General features: G+C 64.2%; 24 protein-coding genes. 2 read left to right on the top strand and 22 right to left on the bottom strand.

What is annotated here, in order from left to right; translation table 11 throughout:
* The first annotated feature begins 16 nt into the window (after positions 1–16).
* Together BQ7355_RS00615 and yhbY are read left to right on the top strand one after the other, a co-directional pair.
* The gene (locus tag BQ7355_RS00615) at positions 17–1,381 is read left to right on the top strand and encodes a PFL family protein (protein ID WP_072414435.1); all 1,365 of its coding nucleotides are present in this window, start codon (positions 17–19) and stop codon (positions 1,379–1,381) included.
* Between the two features lie 168 nt (positions 1,382–1,549).
* Entirely contained in the window at positions 1,550–1,849 is a 300-nt protein-coding gene (gene yhbY, locus BQ7355_RS00620) for a ribosome assembly RNA-binding protein YhbY (protein WP_072414436.1), read from the top strand.
* A gap of 49 nt (positions 1,850–1,898) precedes the next feature.
* Here yhbY and BQ7355_RS00625 read toward each other — a convergent pair whose 3' ends face one another.
* The 22 genes from BQ7355_RS00625 to BQ7355_RS00730 all read right to left on the bottom strand — a co-directional run bounded on the left by BQ7355_RS00625 (position 1,899) and on the right by BQ7355_RS00730 (position 25,147).
* Positions 1,899–4,973: an AfsR/SARP family transcriptional regulator gene (locus BQ7355_RS00625; protein WP_159430423.1), complete on the bottom strand. Its 3,075-nt coding sequence runs from the start codon at positions 4,971–4,973 to the stop codon at positions 1,899–1,901.
* A gap of 343 nt (positions 4,974–5,316) precedes the next feature.
* On the bottom strand, positions 5,317–6,057 hold the full coding sequence (gene nagB, locus BQ7355_RS00630) for a glucosamine-6-phosphate deaminase (RefSeq protein WP_072414438.1): 741 nt from the start codon (positions 6,055–6,057) through the stop codon (positions 5,317–5,319).
* A 369-nt stretch (positions 6,058–6,426) separates the two neighbouring features.
* Positions 6,427–6,924: a PTS sugar transporter subunit IIA gene (locus BQ7355_RS00635; RefSeq protein ID WP_072414439.1), complete on the bottom strand. Its 498-nt coding sequence runs from the start codon at positions 6,922–6,924 to the stop codon at positions 6,427–6,429.
* Positions 6,925–7,008: 84 nt separating this feature from the next.
* Complete coding sequence (gene glmM, locus BQ7355_RS00640; protein ID WP_072414440.1) at positions 7,009–8,346, bottom strand: phosphoglucosamine mutase; 1,338 nt, start codon at positions 8,344–8,346, stop codon at positions 7,009–7,011.
* A gap of 159 nt (positions 8,347–8,505) precedes the next feature.
* Positions 8,506–8,901 carry a 30S ribosomal protein S9 gene (rpsI, locus tag BQ7355_RS00645; RefSeq protein WP_072414441.1) on the bottom strand — a complete coding sequence of 132 codons (396 nt, stop codon included), beginning with the start codon at positions 8,899–8,901 and terminating at the stop codon, positions 8,506–8,508.
* 2 nt (positions 8,902–8,903) lie between these two features.
* Positions 8,904–9,347 carry a 50S ribosomal protein L13 gene (gene rplM / locus BQ7355_RS00650; RefSeq protein WP_072414442.1) on the bottom strand — a complete coding sequence of 148 codons (444 nt, stop codon included), beginning with the start codon at positions 9,345–9,347 and terminating at the stop codon, positions 8,904–8,906.
* Positions 9,348–9,532: 185 nt separating this feature from the next.
* Entirely contained in the window at positions 9,533–10,417 is an 885-nt protein-coding gene (locus BQ7355_RS00655) for a patatin-like phospholipase family protein (protein WP_072414443.1), read from the bottom strand.
* 153 nt (positions 10,418–10,570) lie between these two features.
* Entirely contained in the window at positions 10,571–12,595 is a 2,025-nt protein-coding gene (gene htpG / locus BQ7355_RS00660) for a molecular chaperone HtpG (RefSeq protein WP_072414444.1), read from the bottom strand.
* 161 nt (positions 12,596–12,756) lie between these two features.
* Positions 12,757–13,410 carry a CpsB/CapC family capsule biosynthesis tyrosine phosphatase gene (locus BQ7355_RS00665; RefSeq protein WP_072414445.1) on the bottom strand — a complete coding sequence of 218 codons (654 nt, stop codon included), beginning with the start codon at positions 13,408–13,410 and terminating at the stop codon, positions 12,757–12,759.
* A gap of 21 nt (positions 13,411–13,431) precedes the next feature.
* Complete coding sequence (locus tag BQ7355_RS00670; protein ID WP_083581350.1) at positions 13,432–14,196, bottom strand: CpsD/CapB family tyrosine-protein kinase; 765 nt, start codon at positions 14,194–14,196, stop codon at positions 13,432–13,434.
* A 1-nt stretch (position 14,197) separates the two neighbouring features.
* A complete protein-coding gene (locus BQ7355_RS00675; protein ID WP_072414446.1) occupies positions 14,198–14,857 on the bottom strand; it encodes a YveK family protein in 660 nt (219 codons plus the stop codon).
* A 261-nt stretch (positions 14,858–15,118) separates the two neighbouring features.
* The gene (locus BQ7355_RS00680) at positions 15,119–16,558 is read right to left on the bottom strand and encodes a sensor histidine kinase (protein ID WP_072414447.1); all 1,440 of its coding nucleotides are present in this window, start codon (positions 16,556–16,558) and stop codon (positions 15,119–15,121) included.
* 51 nt (positions 16,559–16,609) lie between these two features.
* Complete coding sequence (locus BQ7355_RS00685) at positions 16,610–17,290, bottom strand: response regulator transcription factor (RefSeq protein WP_072414448.1); 681 nt, start codon at positions 17,288–17,290, stop codon at positions 16,610–16,612.
* Positions 17,291–17,375: 85 nt separating this feature from the next.
* Positions 17,376–18,215 (bottom strand): phosphate ABC transporter ATP-binding protein PstB, encoded by an 840-nt coding sequence (pstB, locus tag BQ7355_RS00690; protein ID WP_083581353.1) that lies wholly within the window; start codon positions 18,213–18,215, stop codon positions 17,376–17,378.
* 113 nt (positions 18,216–18,328) lie between these two features.
* The gene (locus BQ7355_RS00695; RefSeq protein ID WP_072414449.1) at positions 18,329–19,687 is read right to left on the bottom strand and encodes a sensor histidine kinase; all 1,359 of its coding nucleotides are present in this window, start codon (positions 19,685–19,687) and stop codon (positions 18,329–18,331) included.
* Positions 19,688–19,753: 66 nt separating this feature from the next.
* Positions 19,754–20,200: a hypothetical protein gene (locus BQ7355_RS00700; RefSeq protein ID WP_072414450.1), complete on the bottom strand. Its 447-nt coding sequence runs from the start codon at positions 20,198–20,200 to the stop codon at positions 19,754–19,756.
* A 249-nt stretch (positions 20,201–20,449) separates the two neighbouring features.
* Positions 20,450–21,148 (bottom strand): response regulator transcription factor, encoded by a 699-nt coding sequence (locus BQ7355_RS00705; RefSeq protein WP_072414451.1) that lies wholly within the window; start codon positions 21,146–21,148, stop codon positions 20,450–20,452.
* Between the two features lie 107 nt (positions 21,149–21,255).
* Positions 21,256–21,702 (bottom strand): D-aminoacyl-tRNA deacylase, encoded by a 447-nt coding sequence (gene dtd / locus BQ7355_RS00710; RefSeq protein WP_072414452.1) that lies wholly within the window; start codon positions 21,700–21,702, stop codon positions 21,256–21,258.
* A gap of 9 nt (positions 21,703–21,711) precedes the next feature.
* Positions 21,712–22,344: an RdgB/HAM1 family non-canonical purine NTP pyrophosphatase gene (gene rdgB, locus BQ7355_RS00715; RefSeq protein WP_143761637.1), complete on the bottom strand. Its 633-nt coding sequence runs from the start codon at positions 22,342–22,344 to the stop codon at positions 21,712–21,714.
* 116 nt (positions 22,345–22,460) lie between these two features.
* Positions 22,461–23,195, bottom strand: a complete 735-nt coding sequence (gene rph, locus BQ7355_RS00720) for a ribonuclease PH (RefSeq protein ID WP_072414454.1) — start codon at positions 23,193–23,195, stop codon at positions 22,461–22,463.
* A 76-nt stretch (positions 23,196–23,271) separates the two neighbouring features.
* Positions 23,272–24,228, bottom strand: a complete 957-nt coding sequence (gene murI / locus BQ7355_RS00725) for a glutamate racemase (RefSeq protein ID WP_083581356.1) — start codon at positions 24,226–24,228, stop codon at positions 23,272–23,274.
* A gap of 16 nt (positions 24,229–24,244) precedes the next feature.
* Positions 24,245–25,147 (bottom strand): HAD hydrolase family protein, encoded by a 903-nt coding sequence (locus tag BQ7355_RS00730; protein ID WP_072414455.1) that lies wholly within the window; start codon positions 25,145–25,147, stop codon positions 24,245–24,247.
* Between the last annotated feature and the right edge of the window lie 252 nt (positions 25,148–25,399).

The following is a 25,399-nucleotide window of genomic DNA, read 5'->3' on the forward strand; positions in this document are numbered from 1 at the left end:
TACGATGGGAGACTTCATGTCAATCACGCCTGCAGAAATCGCCGAGACCCGTGGCATGGTCTCCGAGCAGAACCTCGACATCCGCACGATCACCATGGGCATCTCGCTCATGGGTTGCGCCGACGAAAACCTGGACCGCATGTGCACCAAGGTGTACGACCACGTGACCTCTACCGCCGAGCACCTCGTGACAACCGCAGAGGACCTCGAGCGCGAGTACGGCATCCCCATCGTCAACAAGCGCGTCTCCGTGACGCCTGTCGCGCAGATCGCCGCAGCCTGCAAAGAAGAGGACCTGACGCCGCTCGCTCACGCGCTCGACCGTGCCGCCGGCACCCTCGGCATCGATTACCTCGGCGGCTTCTCCGCCCTTGTCCACAAGGGCATCGGCGATGCCGACCGTCGCCTCATCCAGTCCATCCCTGAAGCCCTTGCCGGCACCAGCCGCGTGTGCTCAAGCGTCAACGTCGCCAGCCTGCGCGCCGGCATCAACATGGATGCCGTGCTGATGGTCGCCCAAACCGTCCTCGACGCCGCCCGGCTCACCGCCGACAACGAGTCCGTCGGCGCCTCGAAGTTCGTCGTCTTCGCCAACATGGTGGAGGACTCCCCCTTCATGGCCGGCGCGACGCACGGCTCCGGCGAAGCCGATGCGGTCATCAACGTCGGCGTCTCCGGCCCGGGCGTCATGGCCGCCGCCCTCGAGGAGCTCCCAACCACCGCATCCATGATGGAGGTGGCCGAGAAGATCAAGCAGACCGCCTTCAAGATCACCCGCGCAGGTGAGCTCATGAGCCGCGAGGCCGCCCGTCGCCTCGGCGTCGAGAAGGGCATCGTCGACCTCTCCCTCGCCCCAACCCCCGCGGTAGGAGACTCGGTCGCGCGCATCCTCGAGATCATCGGCGTCGGCCAATGCGGAGGACCCGGCACCACGTGCGCCCTCGCCATGCTCAACGACGCGGTAAAGAAGGGCGGCGTGATGGCAAGCTCCAGCGTCGGCGGCCTCTCAGGCGCCTTCATCCCCGTATCCGAAGATGCCGGCATGATCGCCGCCGCGGAGTCCGGGGCGCTCACCCTTGAGAAGCTCGAGGCCATGACCTGCGTCTGCTCCGTCGGCCTCGACATGATCGCCATCCCCGGCGACACGAGCGTCGAGACCATCGCCGGCATCATCGCCGACGAGATGGCGATCGGCGTCATCAACAACAAGACCACCGCCGTCCGCGTCATCCCCGCAATCGGCAAGGGCGTCGGCGAGTGCGTCGATTACGGCGGCCTGTTCGGACGCGCACCCATCATGCCCGTCAACCCGCACGCCGGCACCGTTCTCGCGCACCGCGGAGGACGGTTCCCCGCTCCGCTGAACTCCCTCAAGAACTAAAAGGGCCGTGCATCCATCTTTCTATCGGGGGCGTATCCGCAGATATGCCCCCGCTTCTTATGTGCAGACGCCCCGCGTTCGAACTCCTCATGCTATCCTCAACGACAAAGATTTCGACGTCCGGCCACGACCCGGCACACACCTTCATCCCAGAAAGCGAGTCGTTACATGGCACTCACCGGCAAACAGGTTCGCCAGCTCCGCAGCCTTGCCCATCACCTCAATCCCGTTGTCCAGATCGGCCGTGGAGACGTCAGCGATACCGTCGTCGCGCAGACCGTCGAGAGCCTTGAAGCGCACGAACTCGTCAAGTGCTCCGTCCAGGATGGATCCGACCTCTCCTGCCGTGAAGCGGCGGAGTTGCTCGCCGAGCGTTGCGGGGCCGATGTCGTACAGGTTATCGGCCATCGTTTCACCCTGTATCGCCCCTCATCTCGCAAAGACATCGAGAAGATCGTCCTGGTCTAGCCTCATCCTCGCATTCCCTGTTCGGGCACGGCGCAATGCCGTGCCCGCTTCATATCAGCAGCTCACCTTTCCCGGGACCGACCACGCGCTCGTACATCTCCCGCGTCTCGATTTCGGGCGCATCGTGCAGCTCTCGTTGGAGATAGCCCAGATGCGCCTGGTACACCCGCGCCGCCTCGCGACGTCTGCCCATCAACCCGTACACCTTCATCGCGCGACGGATCAAGTCTTCTCGATTCGGCTCCTGACGCAACGCCGCCTCGGCCAGCCAACCCGCTGCAGACAGATTCTCCACGTCGAGCGCCTCGTCGATTCCCCGCACCATGCAGTCGACGTACTTAGACGCGTACATATCCCTCATGCGCGCGAACAGCGAGGTGTCTCCCGCATCCGGCACCTGCAACGGTCCCTTATAGATCCCTTCCAGCTTGAGGCATGCCTCGACCGTCTGCTTCGCGTCGAGCCTGTCCCCGTGCGTCAGGATTTCGCGGGCGAGGGTGTCGAACAGGTTCGTATCCGATGTCGCGAACTCCCTATTCAGCGCCAGACCCTCCCCTTGGGTCAACAGGTACTGCGGGCCCGTCTCGTGCTGCCCCATTGCCGCACGCAGCGCCGACAGCGTCACGTACAGACAGGAACGGGCGCGACCGTATTCCTTCGTCGGCCACAGCATATCGATCAGCTCACGGCGCGTCACGAACACACCGATATCGAGCGCAAGCCGCTCAGCCACAACGCATGCTTTGCGCCGCTTCCACATCGAATCGGTGAGGGCGTGCCCGTTCTTTGAAACCTGGAAGCCTCCGAACAGGCTGAAGACCAACTGACCCATCTCGGTATCCCGTTCCCGGGAAACCACGACGTCGTACAGCGTCTCGTCAGGCCCGCTTCCCGAAGCATCCATTCGGTAGGCGTCCCGAACCCTATCGGGCAGTATCCGGCACAACGATGCCGCGCGTTCGCCCAGCACCGATATCGCGACGCGCGCTATAGGCCGGATCGAGTCGACGAGCAAAACGTGTTTATGCAGCGAGAACCACGCCGCGAGCTCAGAGTCGAGACGGGCTGCGGAGAGATGCAGCGCAATGGTCCATGCCTCGGCGGGATCCGCGCACTCTTCGGACAGGTCGAGCATCTCCGCCTCGTCCGCGATGCCGAGCGGAGAGGTATTCCTCAAATGCGCCACGCGGTCGAGCAATCTGCCCCAACCGTACAGCATCGTCCTCGCCGAACCTGCGAGCCGCATGACTTGCTGGCCGCGGAATTGGGCATTTACCGCCTGGCCGGCAATCAGGTCCTGCCATCCTTCCGCCACCATGCAGAACAACTGGGTGAGCTGATCGGATTCACGCACGGCGGCGGCGCCTGCATCCATGAATCCCCGCTCGTCCTCCATCGGTTCGCCCTCAACCAGACGGCATACGTTGACGGTCATGCGGATCCTGACCGCAAGGGCAAATAAGCCGCGCTCGATGACAGGCTTCAAAAGCCCCTCCATGCGAGAGATCCCCGCCGCCACGCCTCCACCCTCATGTATAGCGCGGTCAAGACACCCGTCTGCCATGAGCAGCAGGCGCGGCACGTCCACGGCGTTCGATGTCGGGCGCGATGACAGCCTGTCCACGACATCGTGCCATTCTATCGGCCCCGTGCCTCCCATGATCTCCGCGTAGATCCTCGCATGCTCATCCAGCAGATACGCATCTTCCCCCGACGCCGACACGGCATGCTCTGCCGGAAGATACGGGAGCTCGATCCCCGAGCATGTCCTCCATCCGCGCGCAAGCGCCACCGCCGCCGCCCATTGCCGCGGCGAGACCGCAGAGCGTATCTCGTCCGCTCGCCTCCCCAGCTCCGCCGCCATCTTACGGGCCATCCGATACTCCCCCGTCAGCAGCGAGACCATGTACGTCGCCGTCAGCGCCCCGGGGTGAGCATGGGGACGCGGGACGCGCCCCGCCTCCGCGATCGAGTCCCCGATGAAGCGCGCGTGACCGGCCAGCGTGAGGTCGGCAGGGAACTCCGCGACGAGATCGAGCCGAGCCCGCTCATCGAGATAGGCCTCGGCGAAAGCGACCGATTCGTCGACCCTGCCCGAAAGCATCAACATGCGGGCCGCGGCCTCGGCGAATGCCGGACGCCGACGCGCCAACTCTTCCCGTAGCGGTCGGATGGCGGCCCCGGAGCCCAGGCAGCGGTAGGTCTGCTCCGTCAGGTCCACGCCGAACAGAGGCCAATCGTGCGCAAGCCGCTCCATGAGCCCCGAACGCAACCTGAGCCCTACGGCGGCGAACGTATGCAACGCCCCCGATCCCGTCAGCACCATAAGCGATGCGATCCGGTACAGCGGATCGCGCGCGGAGCGCATCTGGACGAGCGCGTCGGACAGGATCTCAGCCGTCCCCGCATCCAACGCCTCGTATCCCGGCTCACGGCCCACGCACCGTTCCAAGAGCGCCACGAGCGCCGGAACGCCCCGGGTCAACTCATACACGTCCAACGCAGGAGACAAGGCGAACGCGCGCGCCCAGGCGCGATATTCGTCCGGGCGCACAAGCAGATGCTGCGCCGAAACCTTGTGCGCATCCCCCATGGCCTGCATGAACGGCCGAGCGATGGGGACGCAACCAACCACCGCCTCGACATCGTGCTCCCGCAGCGCCCGCAGCGTGGATGCGATTCGCTCCGACGCATCTCGATCGAAGCGAGGAAGATGGTCGAGGGCGAGCAGAGGGTGCGAACCGGCCGGCATCGCCTTGCAGGCAGCTTCCACCGCCTCGATCACCCCGGCGCAATCGAGACGCGCGACATCGAGATATGTTGCCGCACCTCGCGCGGGGTCGGACTGCACAACGGATACATACTGCCTCAGAAGGGCGCTCACACCGAAACCGCGCGGGGCGCAGACGACCGAGATCCCCATATCCTTGCCATGCATCGCCAGGTCATGCAACAGCCGATCTCGCTTCACGATCAACCCCGCGTACACGCCGAGCGCCGTTTTCTCATGATCGGCATATGCGACGAGCCCCTCCGCTCCCCCGCTATCCGCCATCCGTTCATCCATCGTTCCTCCCAACGTGTCGAGTGGCCCCACTCTACGGCCGCCACGCCCCGATTCCACTCCACGGTTCCATCAACTTTGCCGGCGCCGTCAGATACGCGCAAGCATCTTCGCATGCGATCCGAAACCGGGTGTCACTCCCCCTTATGACATAGTTTATGAGACCCCCTTTTGACGAGGGGTTATTATGGTTTACATATCGCCTCCTGCTCATCCGAACAATTTCAACCTCACTTCTTATGGCCAGGCTGTTGAAGTTGTTGATAACTGCGTTGGGTAGCCGCACGCTCCGTGTTGCATCCATGCGCACCGTCGATCACCGTTGAAGCGCGATAAAAAAACGCGCCCCGGCCTTACCGGAGCGCGTCACACGCCGCGTGCGCAGCGTCTCATGGATGAAAGACTACGCCAGCTTGTCCTTGCAGAGCGCCAGCGCCTCGTCGTCGGCGATGACGACGACGTTGGGATGAAGCTGCAGAATCGAGGCGGGGCAGGACGGCGCGATCGGGCCGAAGCACATGTCGTGCACCGCCTGCGCCTTCTTCTCGCCGTTTGCGAGCACCAGGATCTGACGGGCGAACATGATCGTCTGGGTGCCCATGGTGTAGGCCTGGCGCGGGACGTCCTCGATGCGGTCGAACAGGCGGCTGTTCGCCTCGATCGTGGACTCGGTGAGGTCCACGCAGTGGGTACCGCAGGAGAAGTGATCGTCCGGCTCGTTGAAGCCGATATGGCCGTTGTTGCCGATGCCGAGGAGCTGCAGGTCGGGATAGCCGGCGGCGCCGACAAGCCCGTCGTATGCGGCGCAGTTGGCCTCGGCGTCCATATTGGAGCCATCGGGCACGAACGTGCGCGACTTGTCGATGTTCACATGGTCGAAGAGGTTGTCGTTCATGAAGTAGCGGTAGCTCTGAGGATCGTCACCGGTCAGACCGCGATACTCGTCGAGGTTATACGAACTCACCTCGGAGAAATCGAGGTCGCCCGCCTCATACTTGGCGACAAGCCCTTTATAGGTGCCGATCGGGGTGGAACCCGTGGCAAGGCCGAGCACGCAGTTCGGCTTAAGGGTGACCTGGGCGGCGATAAGATTCGCCGCCTTACGGCTCATGTCCTCATAATCGGTTGCATGGATAATCTTCATGACGCGCTCCTTTCCATCTAGGACAAAACGTCCCAGCCCCTTGCGGCCCGCGTCGGCCGCGACCAACGTGAGCGCGAACTCTTCAGGGCAAGGTCGCGCGTGATGAAAAGAACTCCCGTGTCGAGGCCCCTGCCCGTCCACGGCAGCCCGAACCAATCGGGTCGGACATGTTCTACTATGTCATATCTTCATAGCAAAAGACAAGCGCTCGCCAGCAAGCGGACGGAAGCGTATGCGTCTCCACGGCTACCCGCTCAAGGTCACTGGACGCACCGCGCGGCAAGCACGGCAAAAGAAACGCGCCAAAAGGGACGGACCCTTTTGGCGCGAAACATCCCTGGCGAGGACCGGTCGATGCAGCGTCTCCAATCAACGGCAGCGGACGGAGATCAGCTCGTCAAGCTCGGAGACGGAGGCCCCCACGTTACCCTTGATGCTGGCGAACTCCACCGCGTTGCACACGAGGATGGGCACCGTCACATCGAACCCTTCCCGCTGTATGGCGGCACGATCGAACTCGATCAGCACGTCTCCGCGCTTGACCGCCTGTCCCACCGACGCGCGAACGCCGAAATGCCTCCCGTCGAGCTTGACCGTATCGAGGCCGATATGAATGAGCACATCAAGCCCATCGTTGGTGTGGAGAGCGACTGCGTGGCCCGTCGGAAACACAGCCTCGACCTTGCAGTCGGCGGGAGCGACGACCTTGTCGCCCGTCGGCACGACGGCGACGCCTTGACCGAGCAGGCCGGCAGCGAACGTCTGGTCTTGAACCTCTGAGAGCGAAATCACTTTGCCCGCGAGCGGCGAAAGCAGCGTCTTGCTTCGCGTGCGCAGGCCAATCGACTTGAGAAACCCGTCGAACATGTTCCCCCTAGATCACCCGTGCAGTAATCAGCACCCCATATCCTACCCTACTTCACCCAGAAAAGGGAACGAAGGAGGCCTCGGTTAGGGGAGCTCGCGCTTAACGACCTCGGTGATCTCGTCGACCGCGGCCTGCGCCTCCTCCTGCGTCGCGGCCTCGGCCATGACGCGTACGAGCGGCTCGGTACCGGAGGTGCGCACGAGCACGCGCCCGCGCTCGCCCAGACGCTCCTCGACAGCGCGGACGGCATCCCAGACGGGCGCGCAACCATCGAGCTCGGCCTTGCGCTCGGAACGCACGTTCTCGAGCACCTGCGGGAAGATCTGCACGGGTGCGCAGAGCGTGGAGAGCGCCTCGCGCTCGGCTCGCATGACCTCCATGACCCGCAGAGACGTCATGATGCCGTCACCCGTGGTCTCGATGTCACCGAAGATGATGTGCCCAGACTGCTCGCCGCCCAGGCTGTAGCCCTTCTCGCGCATGCAGGCGGTGACATACTTATCGCCGACCGCAGTGGTCTCGTAGCGCAGGTTGGCCCGGTCGAACGCGCGGAAGAGGCCGAGGTTGCTCATCACGGTCGGCACCACGGTGCCGGCGGTGAGGCGCCCGTGCTTGTGCAGATACGTGCCGCACACGTACAGGATCAGATCGCCGTCGACGACGTTGCCGCGCTCATCCACGGCCAGGCAACGGTCGGCATCGCCGTCGTAGGCGAATCCGACGTCCAGGCCCTGCTCCACGACGTGACGGCGCAGGCGCTCGATATGGGTGGAGCCGCAGTCGACGTTGATGTTGAAGCCGTCCGGAGCGTTGCTGATGACGCGAACGTCGGCACCGAGCGCATCGAACACCGGCTTGGCGACCGAGGAAGCCGAACCGTTCGCGCAGTCCAGGCCGATCTTCATGCCCTGCAGCGAGAAGTTGGCGCTGGCGATCAGGTGGGCTATATAGCGGTTGCGACCCTGCATGTAATCGACCGTGCAGCCGATCTCGTCACCCGTCGCGAAGGGAACCTCGCTCTTGCCGTCGATATAGTCCTCGATCAGCTCGAGGACCTCTTCGTCCATCTTGCAGCCTTCGCCGTTCATGAGCTTGATGCCGTTATCGGTGTAGGGGTTATGGCTCGCCGAGATCATGATGCCGCAATCGAAGCGCCCGTCGATCGTCTCGTAGGCGACGCCCGGCGTCGGGATGACATGCAGCAGGTACGCGTCGGCACCGGAGGCCACGAGGCCCGAAACGAGACCGGATTCGAACATGTAGCTCGAACGGCGGGTATCCTTTCCGACGATGATGCGGGCCTTGCGCTCGAAACGCGCGCCGTAATACCAGCCCACGAAGCGACCGATCTTGTACGCATGCTCGACCGTGAGGGCGCTGCCGGCCTCCCCGCGGAACCCATCGGTGCCGAAATACTTCATAAGCCTTGTCCCTTCGCTCTGTCCGGCTCGCGCTGACGACCGGATCTTCTGCGTCCGTACGGTCGCCGCCAGGCGGCCATAGCTCTATATGATACGAAAAAACGGGACCCACCGAACATTCGGCAGGCCCCGTTTTGAAAGCGTAAGCTCCGGAAGCGATTAGCGCTTGGAGAACTGCGGAGCGCGACGGGCCTTCTTGAGGCCGTACTTCTTGCGCTCGACGACGCGGGCGTCGCGGGTGAGGAAACCGGCGCGCTTGAGGTCGGCACGGTAGTCGCCGGCCTTCAGGAGGGCACGGGCGATACCGAGACGGAGGGCACCGGACTGACCGGTGATGCCGCCGCCGTCGCACAGGGCGATGACGTCGAAGGTGCCGGCGGTGTCGGTGACCTTGAAGGGAGCCAGCGCGTTCTCGACGAGCTGCTGGCGGCCGAAATACTCGGCGGCGTCACGCTTGTTGACGGTCACCTTGCCGGTGCCGGGGACGATGCGGACGCGGGCAACGGCGTTCTTGCGACGGCCGGTGCCGTAGTAAACAACGGTGTTCTCAGCCATCTTTATGCCTCCACCTCAATCTTGACGGGGTTCTGAGCGGCGTGCGGGTGCTCGGCACCGGCGTACACCTTGAGCTTCTTGAGCTGGGCGCGACCCAGGGTGGTCTTGGGGAGCATGCCGCGGACGGCGCGCTCGATGACCTGCTCGGGATGCTTCTCCATAGCGACGCGGAAGCTCTCCGCCTTGAGGCCGCCATTGTAGCCGCTGTGACGGTAGTAGACCTTCTGGTCGGCCTTGTTGCCGGTAAGCTGGACCTTATCGGCGTTGATGACCACCACGAAGTCACCGCAGTCAGAGTTGGGGGTGAACTGGGGCTTGTTCTTGCCGCGCAGGATCATGGCGATCTGGGTGGCGAGACGGCCCAGGACAGCACCCTCGGCATCGATGAGGACCCAGTTGCGGGAAACCTCACCCTGCTTGGCGTAGTGAGTCGACTTCTGAATCACTTGACTCCTCCATGTACAGTACGTGTCTTAACAGAGATTCACGGGGCTCTGCAAAGTAACTTGTCAATAATACCGCCTTCACGCGGCTCGTCAACGAACAATCTGCCCCATCGCAGACTTTCTGCACATGTCAGCGCCTCCCGCCGGTACGGCGGAGGCGCGGCGCGCCGTCTGGACCCCGCTCGCTACCCCTCGACGAACTCCCTGATCTGATCGAGGCGGGAAAGCGCCGCGCGGCGTCCCTCGATATAGAGCCTGAGCAGCTTCTCGGTATCGTGCTCGACATGCGCGACCTCGACTGGATGATCGGGCGCGAGCACGAGCGCGCGCCCCTGCTGCTCGTACTCCCAGATATGCTCGCGCTGCGCGTTGTAGCGCGCATGCCGGCTCTCGAGCGCTTCGAGCAGATACGGGTACTCCGCATACCGCGCCCGGGCGACCCCCATGAACTCATAAGGGCCCTTCGTGTACCCGCGGTCCTGCGTGAGCACCACGAGTGCCCGACCGTACCCCGCCTCCTCGAGCACGTGCTCGATGGGCACGGAGTCGGCGATGCCGCCGTCGAGGTAGCGATGGCCGTCGATCTCGACCGGCGGCGTGACGAGCGGCAGGGAAGTGGTCGCGCGCAGGCGCTCGATATCGAGGACCGCGTTCTCGACCTCCAGATACGCCGCGGTACCGAAGACGATATCCGTCGCCGCGGCGAACAGCCGCATCGGATTGGCGCCGAAGGCCTCGTTGTCGAACGGGTCGATACGGTCCTGCACGTCGTTGAGCAGGAAGTCGTAGCCCACGATGCTCCCGCTCGTCGCCAGCGACTTCGCGCCCATGTAGCGCGGATCGTTGCAAAATGCCAGGTTGACGCGGTTCGGCCTGCCGATCTGACGGGACTTGTAGTTCAAGCCGGAAAGCGCTCCCGCAGAGACCCCGTAGCATGCGTCCGCATCGATGCCGTTCTCGAGCAGCACGTCCACGACGCCGGCGGTGAACTGGCATCGAAAGCTCCCGCCCTCGAAGACCGCCGCGACCTTTCCGGCGTTCGCCGCCGCGCCCCGAAGCTTCCCGTCCATCGTCTCCCCTATCTCATCGCCGGCTTCGCCGGATACGCCTTGCACTGCTTGTGCTTCTACCACAAATCCGCCCTTTGCAAACAGCGACCGCCCGCCCCGCGCGACAGCGAGGGGCGGGCGGTCGCTCGTCGAGGCCCTAACCTGCGATAAGCGCTACATCAGCTCGCATACGCGCGCCGCGAACGCGACCGGGTCCTCGGGAAGCATGCCTTCGACCAGCAGGGCCTGGTCGTACAGCAAACCGGCGTACAGGCCGATTTTATCGGTGTCGCCCGCCTCCTGGGCCGCCACGAGCTTCTCGAAGACCGGGTGCTTCGCGTTGAGCTCGAGCACGCGGCGGCTCTTCGGCAGGTCGTCGGATGCCGCCTCCGGCCCGCGCGCGAGAACCTTCTCCATCTCGAGCGACAGCGGTCCCTCGGTCGTGATGCAGGCGGGCGCATCCGTCAGGCGAGCCGAGACCGCAACCTTCTCGACCTTGCCGTCGAGCGACGCGCACATGGCATCGCAGAGCGCCTCGTTGTCCTTGGTCGCGCGCTGGGCGTCCTCCTTCTCCTCGTCGGTCGCCAAGTCGACATCCCCGGCCGCAACGTTTTTGAACTCGATGCGCCGGTCTTCGAGCTCGGGCTCGGCTCCGTCTGCGACAGCCTGCTCCGCTGCCGCGCGGGCGGCGTCGTCCTCGTAGACCTTCGGCATGTCACGGGCGACGTACTCGCGCATGGCCTGGAAGGTGAACTCGTCCACATCGGCGGTGAGCAGCAAGACGTCGTAACCGCGCGAAAGGGCGCCGGTCACGACCGGCATCTTGGCGAGGCGCTCGCGCGAATCGCCCGCAGCGTAGTAGATGGCCTGCTGACCCTCCGGCATCGCTGCCGCGTACTCCGCCAAGGTGACCATCTTCTGCTCCCGCGCGCTCCAGAACAGCAAAAGGTCGGCCAGCTCGTCGGCCTTCATACCGTAGCTCGAGTAGATCCCGTACTTGAGCCCGCGCCCGAAGTTATCGAAGAACGTCTCGTAGGCTTCGCGATCGTTGTCGCGCATGTCCTCGAGCTCGGAGGTCACCTTCTTCTCGACGCGCCGGGCGATGGCGCGCAGCTGCCTGTTCTGCTGAAGGGTCTCGCGGCTGATGTTGAGCGAGACGTCCTGGGAATCGACGACGCCGCGCACGAAGTTGTAGTAGTCCGGAAGCAGGTCGGCGCACTTCTCCATGATGAGCACGTTGGAGCTGTAGAGTGCCAGGCCCTTCTCGTAGTCCTTGCTGTAGAGGTCGAAGGGCGCGCGTCCGGGGATGAAGAGCAGCGCATCGTACTCCAGGGCCCCCTCGGCATGGAAGGAGGCGGTGCGGAGCGGAGCCTCGAAATCATGGAACGATGACTTGTAGAACTCGTCGTAGTCCTCCTGCGACACATCCGCCGCGCGCTTCTTCCAGATGGGGGTCATGGAGTTCAGCGTCTCGAGCTCCTTGTAGTCCTCCCACTCCGGCGTGTAGTCGTCGCCGGCGTCCTCGGGCTTGGGCTTCTGGCGGCTCTTGGTCACCATCATCTGGATCGGGTAGCGCACGTAGTTGCTGTACCGGCGCACCAGGTCCTTGATCGTCCATTCAGTGAGGTAGCGGCCGTAGTCCTCGCCGGCCTCGCCGGATTCCGCCGACTCGTCGTCCCGCAGGGTGAGAATGACATCGGTGCCGTGCCCGGCGCGCTCGGCGGGCTCGATGGTATAGCCCTCGAGTCCGTCGGAATCCCAGGCGTTCGCCTCCTCGGAACCGAAGGCGCGCGATACGACGCGGACGTGCTTCGCCACCATGAATGCAGAGTAGAAGCCGACGCCGAACTGACCGATGATATCGACCTCCGAGCCCTGGCTCTCGGCGTTCTCCGACTTGAACTCCTCGCTGCCCGAATGGGCGATCGTCCCGAGATTGCGCTCGAGCTCGTCCGCGTTCATGCCGATGCCGTTGTCGGAGACGGTCAGCGTGCGGACGCCCTCGTCAACGGAGATGCGGATGGCGAGATCGCCGTCGGCGAGTTCCATGCTCGCATCGGAAAGGCTCTTGAAGTTGAGCTTATCGACCGCATCGGAGGCATTGGAGATCAGTTCGCGGAGGAAGATCTCCTTGTTGGTGTAGATGGAGTTGATCATGAGGTCGAGAAGCTTCTTGCTCTCGGTCTTGAATGCGCGCATCGTTCGTCCTTTCCGCTTCGCCACGCGGGGCGTATCGCAGCCCATATGTTCAAACGTTCTGCATCGTACCCAATATCACGCTCATAAAACCTGAGTGCTTAAGACTTAGATATTCTTCAAACGAAAAAGCGCCGCCGGGAATCCGACGGCGCCTCGCATACCTAAGCGCGCATATGTCGTCCGCGCACGCGGAATTTCGAGCGGGCTTCGGCAAGATAGCCGTAATGCTCCACCATGTGCGCGTCGCTCGCGATGAACGTGTACATGTTCTCCTCGAACATGAGCTTGGCAGGCTTCTTCTCTCGACCCAGGCGACCGCCGGCGATGAAGTCGGAAGAAGCCTGGAGCTTGCACCCCATCTTCATGAGCCGCTTGGCGACGGAGATATCCTCCTGGATCGCGCGATACCGCTCGGGGTGCGCGATGATGACCTCGTAGCCCATGCCCTGCAGCTCGTAGATCGTGCGCTCGTACTCCTGGAACTCCATCTTGCCCGCACGGGTCGAGAGCTCGAGCAGAAACTCGTTTGACCCGTCGAAATGCAGCACGTCGGCCCACTCCATGCCAAGATCCATGAGCTTGGCGTGGTTCACCTCGAAGCCCATCTGCAAGGGAAATCCCCCGGCATGGGCGACGAGCAGCTCGTAAGCGTCCCACATGGCGTCATAGTCGAAATACGGCTCGCGGCAATGCGGGGTGCACACGATGCTCGTGACGCCCGCGGCGCGGGCGGCGTCGAGCATCGCGAGGCTCTCCGCGAGGTCGGCGGCACCGTCATCGACGCCGGGAAGGATATGGCAATGGATGTCGCGCATGTCCTGGACTCCGTATTCCTCTTATCGGCCGAAGCGGCTCGAGGAGGCGAGGCCGGACGACGCACCCTGGGCGCCCTTGCCCTGCGGTACCGCCTGCACGTCGTCGGACTTGCGAACCTTCTTGCCGTCCTTGGTGTAATAGGAGTAGTAGTACTCGCTCGTCTCGGCCTCGCAGTAGTTCATGACGGCACCGATGACGTTGACCTCGGCACGACGGAGCTGGTCGAATGCGGCCTGGACCTCGGCGCGCTTCGCGAAGTTCTCGCGGACGACGAACAGGACGCCGTCGGAGAGGTGGCCGACCTCCGCCGCGTCGACGAACGTGCCCACGGGCGGCGTATCGAAGATGACGTACTGGAAGGTCTCGCGCAGGGCCTCCACGAGGCGACGGAAGCGCTTGGACGCGATGATATCGGCGGGGTTGGGAATATGCGGCTCGGAATCGAGGAAGTACAGGTTCTTCTGGCTCGTCTCGACGACCGCTTCCTCGATGGTCATCTGCTCAGACAGCACCGCGTAGAGACCGCCGCGCGTGCGGGCGCCGATCATGTCGGCAAGGGAGCGGCGGCGCATGTCGCACTCAACGAGGACCACGCTCTTGCCGCTCGTCGCGATGGCCTGAGCGAGGTTGAGCGCGACGGTGGACTTGCCCTCGTTCGGCGTCGAGGACGTGAGGGTGATTACGCGGATGGGGTTGTCGACGCTGGAAAAGCGGATGTTCGCCAGCAGGGTCTTCGCGGCGTTCTGGACGACGAGCTTGTCGGCGCCGGCCTTCTTCTTCGCCATATTACTTACCGCCCTTCATAGCGGGGATGCGACCGACGACGGTGATGCCGAGGAGCTCCTCGACCTCCTCGGCGCCGCGGATGCGCGTATCGAGCATGTCCTGGAGCACGACGACGGCGACGGCCAGGAACAGACCGCCCATCAGGGCGACTGCAACGTAAAGCGGACGGTTGGGGCCGCTCGGGGCCTCGGGGGCGACAGCCTCGTCGATGACGTTGATGGAATCGGCCATCTTGACGTCCTGGGCGACGACGGAGACCTGCTTGGCCATCTCGTTGGCGACGGCGGCGGCACCCTCGGCGTCCGGACCGGTCACGGAGATGGAGATGACGCGCGTGGTGGTCTCGCTCGTGACGCTCACCTCGTAGTCGGAGAGGTCCTCGAGGCCGAGGGTGCGCGCGGCCTCCGCCTCGACGCGGTCGCTCTTGAGCAGCGTCGCGACGTCGTTGGCGATAAGCTGGGATGCGGTGAGGTCGCTGTAGTTGGCGCTCTGGCTCTCCGGGGAGGACGCGGCGAGAATATACATACTCGTGCGCGCGGTATACGTGTTGTGCATGACGGCGAAGCTCGCTATCGCCATGATCAGCGCGCACGCCAGAGGCAGCGCGACGACCAGCTGCAGATGCTTCTTCAGCAGCTGGAAGAGTTCGAGGAGCGTCATCGAACCAACCTTTCCTAATCTCCGGAGCGCAGCGGGCGCATCGCCCGGCACGACATTCAGACGCGAGGGGCGAAAGCGGCCGGACACCAAACGGCCCGGAGCGTGGACACAGGACCCCTCTGCATGCGGTCTTTATGGTATCGCATGTAAGATTGGCGGGGGCTATTCACATGTCGTTTGTATGACGTTCTCTCAAAATTTGCAAATACGCGATTAGGCTTCCGGATACCCGAAAACCCATGCCGCTCATGGGCAAAGCGCCTATGTGCTAGGAATCTCCGGTAGCCCCGGCATTCCGGGATGAGGGGTCGGAAACGTGACTGTCACGTCGGTGCCGCAACCGAGCTCGCTCTTCACGTCTATGGTCGCATCGTGGAAATGCGCGGCATGCTTCACGATCGCCAGACCGAGGCCCGTTCCCCCTCCAGCCTTCGATCGGCTCTTCTCCACGCGGTAGAAACGCTCGAATATCTTATCGACCTCCTCGGGAGCGATGCCGATGCCCGTGTCCGAGACCCGTATGCACGGAGCGCCCTCGTCGTTGACGCCGCAACCGAGCGTGACCGATCCGCCGGGGCGGTTGTAGCGGATCGCGTTGCTCGCGAGGTTGTAGACGAGCTCGTCCACCAGGCGGGGAACGCCGACGACCAGAGCGGGCTCGCAAGCGGTGGCGAAGGCGACGTCGGCGCGCTCCGCGACCTGCTCCAGGCGCTGCTTGACGCTCTCCAGGGCGCGGCGCAGGTCGATGGGCTCGCGAGAGCCCAGAAGGGCCGACGCATCGCCCGACTCGCTGCGCTCCGCCTCGTCGAGGTTCGATAAAGTCAAGATGTCGTTCACGAGCGATGTGAGGCGTCCCGCCTCCCGGTAGATCCGGCTGCCGAAATCGCGCAGGTCCGCCTCATCGGTCACGAGACCGTTGGCGATCAGCTCGGCATACCCCGACACCGTGGTCAACGGGGTCTTGAGTTCATGGGTGATGTTCGCGGTGAACTCGCGGCGCATGCGGTCGCTGTCAGAGATCGCGCGCATCTGCCGCTTAAGCTCTTGGCGCTGGCTCTCGATGCGCTCGAGCATGGGAACCATCTCGGCGTAGGCGCCTTCCGCGGTGCGGGTCGGATGGTCCAGGTCGACCTCCGTCAAGGGAGCGATGATGCGCCGGGACTCACGGCGGGCGATGGCGAGCGAGAGCAGCGCGCACACGCCGAGCAGCAGAAGCATCGGCCCCACGAGGCTCACGAGGATCGGCAGGTACCCGGCTTGCTCCTGCGCCAGGCGGACCACCGAGCCGTCGTCGAGGCGCTTGGCCTCGTAGACCATGACCTCGCCGAGCGTCGAGCTCGAGCGTTCCGATGTGCCCTGCCCGTGCTCCAGGGCCGCGCGGATCTCGGGACGGCCGGCATGGTTTCCCATGGACGCGGCGTCCTCGAAGGTGTCGTACAGCACCGCCCCATCCGGTCCCACTAGCGTGAGACGCGTCGTCGCGATGTCGAGGTTGCCCAGCACGGCCATGTCGTCGGACGAGGCGTCGAGGGCAGAGGCGACCATGTCCGCCTGCTCGGCCAGCTCGTCGTGGGCCAGGTCGACCAACCGCGTGTGCACGAACGCGGTGCCCGCGAGGGCGAAGACGCACACGAAGCCCATGGTGAGCCCGAACACCGTCATGAAGACGCGACGCATCAGCGAGCGATGCTTTCCGCTCATAGGATCCCCCCCCCGTCGACGATAGCGCACGCCGGCGCGCAGTCGGCCGCCTTACGCATCCTGGGCAGCGAAGCGGTAGCCGACGCCTCGGACGGTCTCGATGCTTGAAGAGCGCTCCCCCAGCTTCTGGCGGAGCGTCTGGACATGAACGTCCACGGTCCGGGAGCCTCCGTCGAAATCCCATCCCCAAACGCTGCGGAGAAGCGCCTCGCGCGTGAAGACGACGCCGGGCTTCTTCATGAGGTACTCGAGCAGATCGAACTCGCGCAAGGTGAGCTTGACGTCCTTGCCGTCCACAGAGCACGTCCTGCAGCTCGGCGAGAGCACGATGCCGCCGGCGGACAGCAGGTCGCTTACCTGACGGGACATGCCGCCGCGACGCAGCAGTGCGCGGCAGCGGCTCGTGAGCTCCATGAGGGAGAAGGGCTTCGTAAGGTAATCGTCCGCGCCTCCGTCGAGCGCCACGACCTTGTCCAGCTCGGTATCCTTGGCCGTCAGCATCATGATGGGCACGGTCGCCGTCTCGGTGCTCGCCCTAAGCCGGCGCATGATCTCGAGGCCGTCGGTGTCGGGGAGCATGATGTCGAGAAGGACCGCATCGGGCACGCGCCGGGCGACAGCCGCCTTGAACTCGCTGTCGCAGCTGAAGCCCTCGGCCTCGATTCCCTGCTGACGCAGTGCGTACAGCGTGAGCCCGCGAATGTTGTCGTCATCCTCGACGTAGTAGATCATGTCCCGCTCCTCTCGGCCGTTTCGAAGATTGTACTACCCCCACGGCGTCCACCCGCAGAGCGGGGAGACGCCACGGGCGCGGGCCCTATCCGAAGCGGCCCGTCAGGTAGTCGGCCGTGCGGGGATCGCTGGGACGAGCGAACAGCTCAGCCGTCCCGGCGTGCTCGACGAGCTCTCCGAGCAGGAAGAACGCGACAGAGTCGGAGATGCGGGACGCCTGCTGCATGTTATGGGTGACCACGACCAGCGTGTAGTCGCGGCGCAGCTCCTGCGCGAGCTGCTCGACCTGGACCGTGGAGATCGGGTCGAGAGCGCTCGTCGGCTCGTCCATCAGGAGGACCTCGGGCCTGACAGCGATCGCGCGGGCGATGCAGAGGCGCTGCTGCTGGCCACCGGAAAGGCCCAGGCCGGATTGCTTGAGCTTGTCCTTGACCTCATCCCAGAGCGCGGCGTGACGAAGGGAGTCCTCGACGAGCTCGTCGAGCTCGCTGCGCGAGCGCACGCCAAGACCGCGAGGGCCGTACGCGACGTTGTCGTAGATGCTCATGGGAAAGGGATTGGGGCGCTGGAACACCATGCCGACGCGCTGACGGAGCCGCGTCGGGTTCGCCTCCCGGTAGATGTCCTCGCCGTCGAGCGCGACACGGCCCTCGATGCGGCACCCCTTGACGTCATCGTTCATGCGGTTGAAGCACCGCAGCAGCGTCGACTTGCCGCAGCCCGACGGACCGATGAACGAGGTGATCTGCTTGTCGCGAATATCGATGGACACGTCTTTCAGCGCATGATGGTCCCCGTAGAAGAGATCCAGATGCTCAACGGAAAGGCGAACGTCCCCGTCGCGGAAATCAGATGCCTCCGCCGCGACCCCCAACTCGCGCTCGCGAGCCTCGGCGACCGCCTGCTCCACCTGCACTTCCCCCATATGGCCTCCTTGCATCATGCACGCTCTCGGGCCACATGGTACGCTCGGGCCGAAAGCCGGAGGCAAGGGAGATGTCAGAGTTCTGTAAAGCCGCGCCCCGAGACCGATGCACCCTAAGCGGGCAGGTCGATGGTGAACGTCGTGAACTCGGGCGTCGACGTGCAGCCGATCGTCCCGCCGTGCGCCGCCACGATCTCGCGCGCGATGGCCAGGCCGAGCCCCGCGCCGCCCCGGTTCGTCGAACGGGCCGCGTCGAGACGGTAGAACTTCTCGAAAATGACCCGTAGCTTCGCCTCGGGGATCGGATCGCCCTGGTTGATGAAGCGAATGCGGACCCCGGCGGGGGTCGTCTCTGCCTCGATTCGAATCGCGGTCCCATCGTAGCTGTAGGCGATCGCGTTCTTCATCACGTTGTTGAACACGCGCGCCATCTTATCGCCGTCGACAAGCGCCACGAGCCCCTCGGGGATGTCCACGACGGCGCGCTTGCGCTGATCGGAGAGCTGGGGATAGAACTCCTCCGCGACCTGGCCGAGCATGAGCCCGAGATCGACGTAGCCGCGCGTCAAGACGATGTCATGGAAGTCGAAGCGCGTGATGTCGAAGAACTCCTCGATAAGGCTGTCGAGGCGGTGCGCCTTCTCCAGGGCCACGCCCGTGAAGCGCACCCGCTGCTCCTCGGGAAGATCGGGGGCCTCGTGCAGCAGCGAGAGGTAGCCCACGACGCTCGCGAGCGGCGTCTTGAGGTCGTGGGCCAGGTAGGTCACCAGATCGTCCTTGCGGCCCGATTCGTCCCGAAGCGCCTGCGCCGCGAGACGCTCGCGCTCTCGCACCCGGTTGAGCGCGCTTTCGACCTCAAGATAGTCGCTGTCCAGGTCGTCCCAGTTATCAGGATGCTCGATCAGGCGATCGACCATGTGGCGGGCGATGGCCCCGTCCGCCTCCTCTCGGCCGCGGGCGCATCCGTGCGCGTATGCCGAGCGCGCCGAGAACAGCGCGGCGCACACGGCGAGAGCGAGCAGGAAGCCGCAAAAGACGAAGATGTAGTCGATGCTCACGTAGAGCTGCGGGGCCTGCGCGGTCGCGACACCACCCATGAAGAGAACGGCGAGCCAGATGGTACCGCCCATCGTGATCGCCCGTCGAACCTCGAGAAACCGCTCGATCAGCACATAGCCGATGAAGAAGACGGCGGCGAGCACGATGATGTTCTCCATGCCCAGGACGGCGAAGCAGAGCGCACCCAGCACGACGGTGGAGACCCACCTGCTGTCGACGACGGCGCGCAGGCGGCCGAGCACCGTCGCCCACGAGGTCTCCGGGTCCGTCGCGGGATCCGCGCTGCGCCGCGCTGCGCCGGGAGCCTCCCCCTGCGCAGCCTGGTCGGCATGCTCGAGATCCCGCGCGCCGGCGATCTCGTTCGGACGCCCCGTCATCGGGTTCACGGGCGCTCGCCCGGAACGATTCGCCATGCTTGGCCCCTCTCTCATCTCGCCATCTTCACGAACGCCGACGTTTCTCTCCACAAGAAAAGAGTTCTAGTCCTCTGTGCGCGGAAGCTCGACCGGGTCCGCGTCATCGGCGTAATCGACCGTCACGGCCTCGGGCTCATCGGACCCGTCGGGCGGCGTGAGCACGTACAGGCTCGGAACGAGGTCCATCGTCGCCGGGCCATCGTAGGGCTTCAGCTGCACCGCGAGCACGCGGCCGTCCAGCTCGGCGGATTCCGGCTCGGGGCGTGGATTGGATGAGCCCCAAAACGTCAGGAGCACGGAGCCGTCATCCTGCAGCTTCCACGAATCGCGCTGGACCGTGCCGACCGGATTGTCATCCTCCGCAACGGCCTCAATGGCCCACGCCGACACCGCATCCGCCGGGGCGGAACCCGTGGGCTCCTGGGACTTCGGGCCGCATCCCGCGATGCCTCCGATCGCCGCGCAGGCACCGCATGCCGCGAGGGCCACAAACGTCCTTCGATTGACCATGTTGAGCTTCCTTTCCTGCGTGCGCCGCACGAGACGTCCCGTTCGAGACGGCCGACGGCAGCTTATGGGCAGTATGGGCCGGAATGGCGCTTCGGCGAAGGTCCTCGCATGCGCGCCTGGTGGCTTGCATCCAGCCTATAGCTTGCATCCAGCCTATAAGAAGTATAGGAAGCGCGATGCAGTCCGAAACGGAAGAGTTGCTTAAAATCCCCTCGGTGCTCTCGCCACGCGTTCCGAACGGAGGGCGGACTACTTCTCGATGGTATAACCCACGCCCCAGATATTCTTGATGAAGCGCGGGTTCTGGGCGTCGTCCCCCAGCTTCTCGCGCAGATGGCGGATGTGTACCATGACGGTGTTGCTCGAACTCGACATGAAATCCTCGCCCCACACCGCACGGAAAAGATCCTCGACGGGCACCACGCGGCCTCGGTTCTCCACAAGATACAGAAGGATCGAAAACTCAAGCGGCGTGCAGCGCACCGGGCGGTCATCGACCGTGACGGTGCGGGCGTCACGATTGATCGTGAGGCCGTCCACGGAAAGCTCGCTCGCGTCTTCCTCTGCGACCCTACTTCCATACCTCGTATAGCGCCTCAGCTGCGCCTTGACGCGCGCGACGAGCTCGAGCGGTCGGAACGGCTTGACGACGTAGTCGTCCGCCCCGAGGGCCAGGCCCTCGATCTTATCTTTCTGGGCGTCGCGCGCCGTGAGCATGATGACCGGATAGGTCCTATCGGACCGGATGGTGCGCAACAGCTCGAACCCATCTATATCCGGCAACATGATGTCGAGCACGGCCAGGTCGAACTCCTGCTCGAAGATCGCCTTCGCCGCCTCGGCGCCGGTATAGGCGATCGTCACGCCGAACCCCTCATTTTGCAGATATATTCCCACGAGGTCTGCGATGGTCTTCTCATCGTCCACGACCAGGATGTGCGCGTCCAACGGGCCCTCCTTTCAAACGTCACCATTATCCCCGCCCTTTTCGCGTCCCCTGGCGGATCCTAAAGTTATTAAGGAACAACTAATAGTGCGCCTGCGCCGCCGCGGGCTTACAGCTCCGCCGTGTCGAGCATCACGGTGAAGGGGCCGTCGTTGACCAATTCGACGCCCATATCGGCCGCGAAGGTCCCCGTCCGCACCCGCTCGACATCGCGACGGACAAGGTCGACGAAATACTCGTAGAGCTCGCGCGCGAGATCGGGAGATGCGGCGTCCGTGAACGACGGCCGCCTTCCCCTGCGGCAGTTGGCATAGAGCGTGAACTGCGAGACGACCAGGACATCCCCCGCCGTATCCATCAGCGAGCGGTTCACACGGCCCTCGTCGTCCTCCATGATCCGCAGGTCGCGCAGCTTGCTCCAAAGCCGCTCGGCCTCTGCGGGCGTGTCCCCTTCGCCCACGCCGAGCAGGACGAGATAGCCCGCACCGATACGCGCAGTCACCTCTCCCCCGATGGTCACGCTCGCTCGCGTCACGCGCTGGACCAGCGCCCTCATGCTTCTCTCCTAACCCTCGGAGCCGCCGAGCTTGGCGGCGAGATCCTGCAGGGCGTGGAAGCGATGGCTGATGGCGTTCTTCTCCTCCGGGGTAAGCTCGGCCATCGTCTTGCCTGGGGTGTCGTCCGGCAGAAACAGGGGATCGTAGCCGAATCCATGCGAGCCCCGCTCCTCATGGCCGATCGCGCCCTCGCACGTGCCTTCGCCCGACAGCACCATGCCCGTCGCGTCGATGAAGGCGATGGAGCTCACGAACCGGCCGCGACGGAGCTCGTCCGGCACGCCCGCTAACCTCTCCTTGAGCTTCGCGTTGTTCGCCGCATCGTCACCATGGACTCCCGCGTAGCGAGCAGAGTAAACGCCCGGCTCCCCGTCGAGCGCATCGACCATCAGGCCAGAATCATCGGCGATGGCGGGCAGACCCGTCGCCTCCGCAGCGGCCTGCGCCTTGATCAGCGCGTTCTCGAAAAACGTCGCTCCGTTCTCCTCGGGCTCCTCGAACTCCCCGAGCTGCCCGAGCGCCACGAACCTTACATCGGGCAGCACGGTCGAGAGTATCTCCTCGATCTCGACCAACTTATGAGCATTGCCCGTCGCGACGACCACCGTGCGCGCGGGGTCGATTTCTTCCCTATCAATCATCGTGCGATCCATGCGATCACCGCTCCCTCTCCTCTATTGAGCCCAGCGGCCCCAAGCAGCCGCCTCATGTACGCTGCAGCCCCCGGCGTCGTGCCGCCCGCATGCCGAGATCCCCATCAGTCCCTGAATGCGGTGACCTCGTTTTGCAGCGCAATGAGCTGTGCGATACCCATTTCCCCCAGGTCGAGCAGATCGTTCAGCCTCTTTCTGTCGAACGGGGCCTGCTCGCCGGTACCCTGGATCTCAACGATCTCGCCGGTATCCGTGGCGACGAGGTTCATATCCACCTCCGCGCGGCTGTCCTCACCGTAGTCGAGGTCGAGCACGCACGACCCGTCGACGACGCCCATGGAAACCGCGGCGACCTGACCGGAGAGCGGCAGGCGGGGAATCTTGCCCGCCTCGACCCACGCCATGAGCGCGTCATGGAGAGCGACCCAGGCACCCGTCACGCTTGCGGTCCGCGTGCCGCCGTCGGCCTGGATGACGTCGCAATCGACCGTGACGGTGTATTCGCCGAGCGCGCGAAGATTCGTGACCGTACGCAGGCTGCGGCCGATCAGACGCTCGATCTCCATCGAACGGCCCTTCCGCATCCCCGTCTCGCGGCGCGTGCGGCGGCCGGTCGAGGCGGGCAGCATCGCGTACTCGGCCGTCACCCAGCCCGCGCGGCTCGCGCGGCGCCATGCGGGAAGGCCCTCCTCGATCGTTGCGGCGCACAGCACGCGCGTGTCGCCGAACTCGACGAGGCACGAGCCCAGCGCATGCTTCATGACCTCACGCGTAAGCTTGACCGGGCGCATCGCGGAGGCAGGCCTGCCGTTCGCGCGCTTGATATCCATATGTTCCATGTCGCATTCCTTTCATGCCCATGGCTCGAAGGCCGTACGGCGGCGCACGGCGCAGCACGCCCGGCACGGCGAGCCATCAGATACTCTTAAGCTCATCCAGGCTGATGTGCTCGATTGACTTGAGCGGTTGACCGAAGATGAAGCTCCCCGCAGCCGCGAATTCCGCAATGTTGTCCGACGTCGTGGCGAAACGGTGCTGGGGCTCATTCCCCGCGTCTGCAAGCTGCTCCCGACGCTCCAAGATATCGCGCAGCTCGCGCGTCGTCTCCTCCGCGGAGGACACGACGCGGACCTCCGGACCGAGCGCATGGCGAATCGGCCCAGCGAGCAGGGGAAAGTGCGTGCAACCGAGCACCACCGTGTCCACATGGGCCCCACCGTTCACAATCGGAGCAAGCGTCCGCTCGACTTCGATGCGGTTCTCCTGCGTATCGAAGATATCGCCGTTCTGAAGCCAACGTTCCTGCAGATGGGCTCCCGTCGCAAGCTCGCGCTCGACGATCTCGACAAAACTGGGGGCGGGGCAGCCGTAGACGTCGACGCCGGCATCAAGATCCTGGATCGCACGCATATAGGCGCCCGATCGAACCGTGAGGCTCGTGGCCAGGACGCCCACCTTGCGCGTGCGCGTGGAATTGATCGCGGCGCGGGCCCCAGGCGCTATGACGCCGATCACGGGGACGGGAAGAAGCTGCTGCGCGATGCGAAGCCCCGCTGCGGTCGCCGTGTTGCAGGCGATGACCATGATCTTGATATCGCGCTCAGCAAGCCAGCGGCCCGCCTGCATGACGAATGAGCGGACCTCCTCCTCCGATCTGACGCCGTAGGGGCACCGCTTGGTGTCGCCCACATAGTAGATTGACTCATGCGGCAACGACGTCGCGATGCAGCGCGCCACGGTCAGGCCGCCAAGCCCCGAATCGAATACACCGATCGGCCTGTTGTTGCCCGCGCCGGCAGAGCCGAAAAACGGCGGCGCCGCATACACGGAACGCTGATCCAGGCTATCCAGAGCGTCATGGCTGGAAGTCATCACAAATCACCCCGCATCATTTACAGGCCAGCAGGCAGCGCATAGCGTTAACCCAGCCGTCGACGATTCGTCCGCGCGTGACGAAGGCGTTGTCATGCGACACGAGGAACTCCTCCGCCCCCGGGTCTCGCAGGCCGTTTTCAACGAGGAAGAAGACGCTCGTGTAATCCGCCATGAGGAAATCCGACGACGCGTCGCCGATGGAAAGCGTCTCTCCCGGGTCGATTCCCCGGAGCTCGCAGAATCGCTCGATACCTCGACCTTTGTTGAGACCGAGCGGGCTGATGTTGAACGCTCTACCGCGAACGCCTTCAGGCAGTTCAAGGGTCGTGGGGGCAGAGATGTAGCCCAAGAACCCGTTATCGCTCCATTCGAGCTCGGCGCCGGATGCACGGATGATCTCTCGAGCCTCCTCATCGGGAATCTCACCGCGGAGTCCCACCGTGACCTCGCGATACTTATAGCCCGTAGACATATCGTTATGGTATTCAAGCAAGCCGGGCCAACGGGTAGAGAAGGCATCGAGAATCCCCGTGGCCTCGATGCATTCATGCGGCGTATAGCCCCAGGCGGGATTGTACGGCATGTCGGCGCAGAAATACTCCCAGCGGTTGTCCGAGCGATCGACCATAAGCAAGCCGCCCATTTCCGCAATATAGGAGTTGAAGCCGAAGATACGAGAATCCTCGTGCATCATAGACCTGTTCCGTCCGGAGCAGGGGATGATCTCGATACCCGCCCGTTTAAGATCAAGAACGGTGGATACGAGGTCGAGACTCGCCTCGCCCGAGGCGTCAGCAAGCGCGCAGGAACCGGGAGCAAGCATCGTTCCATCGAGGTCGGTAAAGATGTACTTGACGCGAGCAAGGCGAGCAGCGAGCTCATCAGAGGGCTCGACAGGGAGAACGGGACAACCCATGCTCTCAACTCCTTGATATACGACAGGATTGAGTATAACGGCCTTATTGTACCGTTCGGATTATGCGTCACCGAAACATGCGAACGAGTCGGACCAGCACTACATATTTACGCTCTGCTTGACCCCTTTAAACGCGAAGAGGCCCCCGCGGTCTCCCGCGGGGGCCTCCCCGACCGAAACGCCGTCCACCGGTCAGCGGCGCCCTGCTCTCCCACGGGCTTGCCCCGCAGTACCATCGGCGCGGTGCGGCTT

The sequence above is a fragment of the Collinsella phocaeensis genome (assembly GCF_900119895.1).
GTDB lineage: Bacteria > Actinomycetota > Coriobacteriia > Coriobacteriales > Coriobacteriaceae > Collinsella > Collinsella phocaeensis.